Source organism: Pseudomonas marincola (assembly GCF_900116605.1).
Lineage (GTDB): Bacteria > Pseudomonadota > Gammaproteobacteria > Pseudomonadales > Pseudomonadaceae > Aquipseudomonas > Aquipseudomonas marincola.
In genome coordinates this window covers 121,312-129,625 of the sequence record NZ_FPBC01000013.1, presented here as the reverse complement: position 1 = coordinate 129,625, position 8,314 = coordinate 121,312, and the positions used below count along the sequence as shown (strand labels likewise).

Annotated in this window: 6 protein-coding genes; 1 reads left to right on the top strand and 5 read right to left on the bottom strand. The window is 50.7% G+C overall.

From position 1 onward, the window contains the following. On the top strand, nucleotides 1-335 hold a 335-nt coding region (locus tag BM395_RS18680), incomplete at its 5' end, for an integrase core domain-containing protein (protein ID WP_141124112.1). Between the two features lie 210 nt (nucleotides 336-545). Here BM395_RS18680 and BM395_RS18675 read toward each other — a convergent pair. The 5 genes from BM395_RS18675 to BM395_RS18655 all read right to left on the bottom strand — a co-directional run bounded on the left by BM395_RS18675 (nucleotide 546) and on the right by BM395_RS18655 (nucleotide 7,716). Beyond that, on the bottom strand, nucleotides 546-800 hold the full coding sequence (locus BM395_RS18675) for a hypothetical protein (protein WP_090514752.1): 255 nt from the start codon (nucleotides 798-800) through the stop codon (nucleotides 546-548). Nucleotides 801-1,067: 267 nt separating this feature from the next. Next, complete coding sequence (locus BM395_RS23650) at nucleotides 1,068-2,117, bottom strand: cation-translocating P-type ATPase (RefSeq protein WP_244529011.1); 1,050 nt, start codon at nucleotides 2,115-2,117, stop codon at nucleotides 1,068-1,070. A 271-nt stretch (nucleotides 2,118-2,388) separates the two neighbouring features. Beyond that, nucleotides 2,389-3,423 (bottom strand): hypothetical protein, encoded by a 1,035-nt coding sequence (locus BM395_RS23645; protein WP_244529010.1) that lies wholly within the window; start codon nucleotides 3,421-3,423, stop codon nucleotides 2,389-2,391. After that, nucleotides 3,410-6,838 carry a toxin VasX gene (locus BM395_RS18660; protein ID WP_090514748.1) on the bottom strand — a complete coding sequence of 1,143 codons (3,429 nt, stop codon included), beginning with the start codon at nucleotides 6,836-6,838 and terminating at the stop codon, nucleotides 3,410-3,412. Before BM395_RS18660 ends, BM395_RS23645 begins: the two co-directional genes overlap by 14 nt. Then, nucleotides 6,835-7,716 (bottom strand): DUF4123 domain-containing protein, encoded by an 882-nt coding sequence (locus BM395_RS18655; protein ID WP_170860625.1) that lies wholly within the window; start codon nucleotides 7,714-7,716, stop codon nucleotides 6,835-6,837. The genes BM395_RS18660 and BM395_RS18655 overlap by 4 nt, the downstream gene beginning before the upstream one ends. Between the last annotated feature and the right edge of the window lie 598 nt (nucleotides 7,717-8,314).

Sequence of the window (8,314 nt, the reverse complement as noted above, 5' to 3'; positions counted from 1 at the left end):
AACGCGGGAGACCTCAAGGGCTGCTGTTTCATTCGGATCAGGGGTCGCAATATGGAAGTCGTCACTTCCGTCAGCGCCTGTGGCGGTACCGCATCAGCCAGAGCATGAGTCGTCGGGGCAATTGCTACGATAACTCGCCGATGGAGCGTGTATTTCGAAGCTTGAAAACCGAGTGGATACCTTCAATGGGTTATATGTCGGTTCAGCAGGCGCAACGGGACATCAGCCATTATTTGATGCATCGCTACAACTGGATACGGCCTCATTCATTCAATGGCGGGCTAGCGCCCGCTCAGGCCGAGCAGAAACTTAACGTCGTGTCCGGGATTAGTTGACCACTACACCTCGTTTAGCAACGTAGGCTACAGCGCGCCGTTCTCGATTAAATCTTACAGGGGGGACTGAGCCTAATTTGCGGATGGATACTAAGATGGTGCCAAGATAAAGTAATGCTAAAAAACCTAGAAACCCCCACAGATATGGATTGGTCTCGTTATAGGCCCAACTTAACCAAAAGGGTTCTTTAGCCCACCTAATCCAAGCCGCTACTCCATTCCCCAAAAAAAAGAAAAACTTAATAAAACAACTGACCCAATCGCCCATCGGATCATAAATTCAAAGCTGCCGCGACCCATGACAAAGTCAGCACATGTCTCGTTCGCAGTGCGATATAACTCTCGGCTACTGAATGCGGCCATTCCTGTAGGAATAGGCTTTGGAGCCAGATAAACCACCTCCTCAGTGAGTGTTTTGTCTGTATCCCCTGCATCCGGTAAACGCTGGTATTTACTCGCTGACATGCAGGTCCTCCACGCCAAAGTTCATTGCACGTATGCCTTTACCCACGGGGCCAGCCATACCTAGAGTTGTTTTGCTGTGGACTAACGGCATGTAATCAAGCGGGATTGCATAGAATAAAAAATTGTCATCCTGCTATTAAAAATGGTTAGAAAAAGTCAGCCGATTAATAGGCGCTGAAGCTACGCGCATCGACAGTTAATCTGAACCATCGAAAGATGGTATGAGGCACGTTTACGAGTATTGACAAATGAATAATTTATTAAATTTCAAACAAAGTCTTCATTAACCTCGTCAATACCAAAGTATTGCAAGAAGGTTTTACCTTCGGCATAGGCTTTACGGGCTTGAGCGCTTTGCTCTAATAGCTCAGCACTGGGTTTAGCGTGCTGCTCAGGGGGCAATAGTTTCGACCATTCGATGACAGATTTTGGATAAGCAGCCTTGGGGCGGTTATTCATCCATATAGAGATTCGACACGGTATCGTCCAGCCAGTAAAAAACTGCAACAGGACAAAGCCGAAAAAGTACACTAGCCAAGAATGGTCTTCACGGTAGGTCTTGCGGCACATGTAAAAGTGCTCAACGGTGCCTTCTTGGAACCTGTCCTCATCCAAAATAGTGGGTGCGGGCAACCCTGAAATGCCTTCTTCCATATACACACGAATAGCCTCCCATTCGCTGACTACCAAGCTCAAGCTTGCATAAGGCGCCGTGACCCAAAGCACATCACCACTATCTGCATCACGTAGCCCCAACATCAGGGCAAAGTTATTAGTTACGCCGTACTGAGTAATGCTTTGGCTGGCGGAGGCACAGCCAATTACGTCCTCCCACGGGACAAATCGTGGAGCCTCGCCTTTCTTCAGCACAAACGCTACTTCCCGACGCTGCCGGTTAAAACGTGTTGGAGGATAAGCGGCGATACTCCTAGCAGCTTTACACATAAAATATGTGCCCAAAGCGGCCAAAACTCCGACAATCCCCCACAAGTAGGGATTCAAAAAATGCTGTAAAAAACTACTCCAAAAGGGTCTACCTAAGGTATAACCAGCAAACCCCATAAATATAAAAATTAGAGTGAAAATACTAGAAATACAAACTACCGAGCCTATATATCCCCTCGCTGCAAACTCAAGACTTCCTTGGCTAACCATAAAGTCCATATAGGTATCATTAGCATCGCGCTGCAATTGCCTAGCACTAAAGGCTTGCACCCCGACAGGTATAGGCTTAGGCGAGAAATATACAACTTCCACACCATTATTTTTCTCAAAATCACCTGCTTGTGGCAATCGGTCATATTTACTATCAGCCACGGATTTTATCCCTCTGAAGTTTGAAGGTTTTCAATGGAGAGACTTCTTCTACCGCTGGAATACCTGTCACCGGAGGGCCCAGTTGGGTATCCAGTGGCACGTTGAAGTAAAGGTATAAATCATCGCCACTCAGAGGTTTTGACGCTAAATGAGGCTGTATCGACCAACGATGTTTGAGCGATGAATGCGGCAGGCATATATGGAAAGAGAAGTCGACGTTTAGAACTTGCGCGCTTAACACCCCGGCTTCCACGCACTGCACTTACCCAGTTCAACCGAACTTTACCTTGAAGTAATCCAGTAAACTTTGGCCTTTGTTCAGAGAGCGCTGCACTTGCGCGCTCTCTGCGATCAACTCCGCACTTGGCTTGGCGTGCTGTTCACAAGGCAGTGGTTTTGACCACTCAATTACAGCTTTTGGAAAACCGGTTCTAGGCAGCTTGTTGATCAAGTTGGAGATATGACACGGTATTGTCCAACCGCTGCAAAACTGAATGACGACAAAACCGAAGAAGTACTTCAACCAGCTGTGATACTTGCGGTAGTCGTCGCGACAGGAATAGAAGTATTCCACGCTACCCAGTTCAAGTTGTTGATCTTCGGGCAAGGGTCTTAACAGTGCCGCAGGGCCTTGCTCCATGTAGGTGCGAATAGCCTCCCACTCACTCATGGCCTCTGCAACACTTGAGGCCGCAACGCTGACCCACAGCACATCACCGCGACTTGCATCGCGCAAACCTATCTTGAGCAAGAACCGGAGAGTGACTGCATATTCGGTGATTGTTTCGCCGACCGACACGCAGGCAATCACTTCTTCCCACGGCACGAATCGAGCGCGCTGACCTCGTTTAGCAACGTAGGCTACCGCGCGCCGTTCTCGATTAAATCTTACAGGGGGGACTGAGCCTAGCTTGCGGATGGATACTAAGATGGTGCCGGTATAGAGAAAGGCTAAAAGACCAAGAATAAAATGAATGAAGGGATTTAACATGAAATGAAACCATTCACTCCAAAAGGCCCCAACTCTTAGATAAACAGTAGCTAGTGCCATACCAGCAGTGCACAGGCAGAAAAAAAGAAAAATAAACATAAACGACCCAATCGCCCATCGGATCATAAATTCAAAGCTGCCGCGGCCCATGACAAAGTCAGCACATGTCTCGTTCGCAGTACGATACAACTCTCGGCTACTGAATGCGGCCATTCCTGTAGGAATGGGCTTAGGAGCCAGATAAACCACTTCCTCAGTGAGTGTTTTTTCTGTATCCCCTGCATGCGGTAAACGCTGGTATTTACTCGCTGACATGCAGGTTCTCCACGCCAAAATTCATTGCACGTAAGCCTTTACCCACGGAGCCAGCCATACCTAGCCTTATTTTGCTGTGGCCTAACGGCATGTAATCGAGCGGGATTGCGTAGAATAAAAAATTATCGTCCTGATTAAGGGGGGTGCTGGCTAAAGTTGGTTGGACAGCAACACGCAAATGAAGCCAAGTGGCCACGCCACACCAATGCTCCGGCACATCGAAACGCAGCACCAAAGGCACAGTGCTAACAACACATAACTCGTTAATAATGGCCTCTGTGGCGTCTTCAGGGGGTAGATTACCGCGCTGAAAGTCCATGCTTAAAGTCATTGGCTGTGCTTTCAAGCTTTCGGGGGTAACGCCGGGAAAGCACAGTAATAAGGGGCGCACACCACCATGATCAGGGGCTTTGTCGAAGCCCTTATCGATTACTACAGGCTTTAACGTTGCCTCCGCCAAAGCTTGGGCATGCTCTTCCCATGTAGACCATTGCGCCTCGTTGCCCCAACAGCCGTTAAGCATCCAGCGCTGGGTATCATCAAGGTGATAGTAGTTATACAGCGCCTCACCCAAGACCTGCGCAACGGTTAGCCCGAGGCCCCAGGGTGTGGATCGCGCGAGAAAGCTAGTGAACCGCAGCCCTCGGGTGCTCCACGCCAGGCTCATAACCCCAGCCCGCTCAGCCGCAGATACGGAAACGACTTCCCAACCGGTTACCGCCAGATCCCGCAATCCGCGCAGGGTAATGGCGGTGCTCAAACTCGCATAGCCCATATCACCAGCGATAGCAATAGACGCTCCTACCTGTTCTCCTGTAGTGCCAGTTTTTATGGCTGTGATCCATTTATCGGCATTGTTCCATGCAGTAGCGATCGCACTGGTCATAAAGAGTGGCGCGATAACCATGCCAACACCTAATCCTAGACGCCCCATTTTCACAGCGAATAGCATGCCCGCTTTGTTGTCGTGAGCGCTTTGCAGAGAGCCAAATGCCGTATTTACGAGAACGATGTGGGCACCTTGGTAAATTGAAAGTGCGGATGCAACTGGGGCCGTTAATGCACCTAGAAAAACAATGTTTTGTTTAACACTAGCAACACCTTCAGCTTGAATAGATGACCAAGTTCTCCATGCATCCCCTAGCGACCACGACTGCCACAACATCAATCCCAACGGCAACCAACCACCCTTCAAAACCGACTTTGCCGCACCGCCCTCTCCATAGCCCTTCCAAGCACCACGTTGAATACGTCCAATTTCATCATCGAACATGGCTTTCTGTGCAGCAGTCAATTTAACTTTCAGCCCAAGAGCGCCTACAGCTGAGGCCGTATTGGTGGTGATGATGCTATCGCCCAACTGATTGGTTAAGGCAGTGCGTTGCTGGCGAACGAGAAAAATCTTGTTGTTGAGCAGCTGTTTTTCATACAAGTAACTTCGTCTTATCTCAGCAGTGGAACCAAATTTTTTGCTTTGATTTTTGGCAAGATTCCGCTCTTTTCGCAAAGAGTCTTCTTCACCCAGCAAGCGGTTGAGCTCATTGAGCTTAAGCTTGAACTGCTTGATCTCTGCTTCGCTTGAAATCTGTAAAGTTGCACCCTCTTGCTTAAGCGCAAGAAGCCCCGCCAAACGCTGACCACGATTACTGTGGGTGTCGAGTTTTTCCAAATCTGCCGAAAGCCCAGGTGAGTTGAGCTTGGTTTCTAAGTCGGCCATTGTTTGGTTTAGACGCAAAGCAACAGCCGGTGAGTAAGAGGCTGCAACCGCAATACTCAGTGAGCGTTCTTGAGGCGAAAGATGGAGGCTGTGCGTCCAATGTGAGCCCATCAGGGCTTCCACTCGGGTTATTTGCAGGTTAGCGCTTTCAATGCTTGCTCGTGCTTTGCGGGTATTGTCCAGTAGCTTGATCAATGTGGCTGCTTTACCGCCGAAAACACCGTTATAGGCAGGAAGAATGTATTCAGGGTGCACGTGAAAATATTCACCCACCGCCTCCAGGCTCTCGCCAGTTCGGCACAAGTCACGCACGCAATTAAATTCGGTAGCGAGTTTGGCTTCGAACTGGGCGGACACGCTGGTATCAAAATACCAGGCACTGCGGTGGAACTCACCCGTGGTAAAAAGTAGCGTGCGGTCTTCAGTGATTAAATCCAGCCGTTGGGTCCAGCGCTTAATGCCGACACGTTCAGCCTCAAGATACTGATTCATCTCTTCATAACGCACGAGGTCATTGATGCCACGGGCGCCCAGGCCTTTTCCTTCCAGAGATGCATGGGTGCTGTCTTGCATGGCATCAATATCATCTCCCAACTCATCGTAGAGGGCGTCGCCGAGAGCGGCCTGCATGGCCTGTTTGTTGTTCTCCGCGGCCGCCTGCAGGATTTGAGTTTCCGGGCTCCCTTTTAACTGACCGCCAAGAGTGAATGCGGGGTACAGCACCTCCGATGTTTTACTTGCCTGGGTTTTCAGGTCATTAGTTGCATTGACGTAGTCGTATACCGTCTGACGCTGCTGGGGCGTAGTTTTCTTCTGGAAGTTGTCACTGGCCCCGGCGCTTTGAACGTTCTGCTCACCGAGCACCATTAGGTTTTCAATGTAGCTTCCCACCATGTACTTGAGCTCGGTGTCTTCGTTGCTGCGCCAATCATCAATCCAGCCCACTACTGTGTCTTGCTCTTGCGCGAGGTCGCGCAATACGCCGATGTTGTCTTCGAACACTAAGTACAAATGGTCAGTCTGATACGCACCTTGCAGCTGGTTTTTTACCGTGCCTATCTGGGTCTTCTGAAACAGTGTTTGATTCTCCCAAACGTAGTCTTGGCCTTCTTCTACGTTTGCACCTTCGGGTAAAGGCTCGGTACTTGCGGGCTCGGCAACTTCAGCAATCCACTGCTTGGCCTGGCGCTCGGTTAGCAGGTGCGTCGCGCCTGCGATAGGGTCGGCGCTGGAGAGATTAACCACCTGCATAAAGTGTTCACGCTCTTCAACGCTGCCTATCATTTGTGAGCACTTTCTAGCCGTCCACTGCACTTCGCTATACGCCACATGTAGACGACTTAGCCGCGGGAACAGCAGAATACTCTCGCCCTCACCGCCCTCACGTTGGTCTTGGCTGGCTTCGGTGCCTTGCCATAACCGTTTGGTAATCGCGCCGCCCGTTACGCTGTATTCATGCAGGTAGCCGGTGCTGTTATCGATGATATACAGCCAGCCATCGCGGATAAGGCGCACGCCCAACGGACGGGACTTCAAGGTAAACGGTGGTTTGATTGCACTGCTCGGATCAAGCCGCTCAACCAAGCCATAGCGCAGGGGCAAGAGCTGCACTTTTTCTTTCATTAACGGGCATTCAGCCATCGCAGACTTGGCATCGTTGGTGCGCGCATCCACATCATTGGGGTTCGTGTTACTCATGCCTGATCTCCTCGCTGCTGGGTGCGCTCGTAGGCGATACGAGCCGCTTGTTCAACGCGCTGTGATGGCGTTGCAGCAGAGGACGACGTGATCAGTTCTGCGATGTCTGGGTGATGTTGCAAGGCGTCATCGCCCAGCAGCGCGAAAATATTGGCGTAACGAAAAATATCGCGCTCGCTGTTGAAGCCGCGCTCATAGGCCTCATCAGCAAGGCCGCGCAGATGCTGCCAACGCTCAATCCTTGTTAGAGCGGTGCAGTACGCGGGGAAATGTGTATGCAAATGCTTATCGAGATTGATCAGCACATTGCGAAAGCTCACCTCGCTGAGCAACTCCATTTGCGCTTCACTCAACGCATAGGGTTTGTCGTAGACAGGCGCTAAGGCATCACTGGGCCGTTGATGCTGATTCCACAGGCGGGTGACCGGATCAAACATTACTGCCAGTTCAATCACCCCAAAAAAACGCAGATCACAGCGGCTGACGGCATCGGCAAACAGCGCATTCGCTACTGCGGGGTCAGCATGACGTAAAAATACAGTGTTCCCTAGTGGATGCTTAACCGTTAACAGCCAACGTAAATGTTGTATCAACGTGGTTTTATCCGCACGGCTGAATATCAGATAGCCCCATTCATCCTCGAGGTTATCGAAATAGGCTTGCATGGCCGCCTCATAAGGGCTGTTCAGGCGAATCAGGCACGGGGAAATGTCATGCAGCTCGGCAAGGCGCGTTTTTAGATAGAGAATCTCGATATCAGGGTCTGGGTACCAGGTATAGAGCTTGCCCAAAATGTCCGGGACACTGACTCCATCCAAAAACAGGTACGCTCCGCCCTGCCAAGGCAACGCCTGCGGAAGAGCAGGAAACTCACTCATTGCCATGCCCTTTCGTGCTGTGTGCAATTGCACCCATAGCGCAACTAGGCAGTTGTTTTGCTGAGCGGGATGAGAGGGGGAAAACAACTGAGATGCGCACTGTGCAGGCGCAGGAAATCACGTTTAAGGAACTGCTGATGCTCATCGGAGTAGAACCTCTGAAGCTGCGCTGGAGCAGACTCAATATTTCAGTTCTGGCGAAAATATCAGCGATGCCTCGTGGCTATATGTAGGGCATTTCGGAACTAAGATATTGGCGCCGATAAAGCGCACCCTTTTTGCTCCATAACCTACACAAAGTTTTGGGTCAGTAACGCCTAGGGGATTGATACAGCTGCCTAGCTTGGCGCTGGACTGACAAAGCGCCCACAAGAAAAAAGGGAGACCTTACGGCCTCCCCTCGGGAAATGTTGTCCTGTATTGGCAGTTTTGGTGCCTTTTCCTCGCCCGCCTGGTTGGGCAGTGCGGACCCGGCTGCCGTAACGACCCGGTGGGATCGGCGGCTACCGCTCACCTGATTGGGTGAGTCGGGGTGGACATGCTGTCCGGGCCTTGAAACTGAGGTAAATAATACGTGCGGGCGCGCAGCAGATGATTG

Excerpts from the sequence above, each read along its gene's own strand:
- BM395_RS18675 (WP_090514752.1), bottom strand. The coding sequence starts at position 800 with ATGTCAGCGAGTAAATACCAGCGTTTACCGGATGCAGGGGATACAGAC.
- BM395_RS23645 (WP_244529010.1), bottom strand. The coding sequence starts at position 3,423 with ATGTCAGCGAGTAAATACCAGCGTTTACCGCATGCAGGGGATACAGAA.
- BM395_RS18660 (WP_090514748.1), bottom strand. The coding sequence starts at position 6,838 with ATGAGTAACACGAACCCCAATGATGTGGATGCGCGCACCAACGATGCC.
- BM395_RS18655 (WP_170860625.1), bottom strand. The coding sequence starts at position 7,716 with ATGAGTGAGTTTCCTGCTCTTCCGCAGGCGTTGCCTTGGCAGGGCGGA.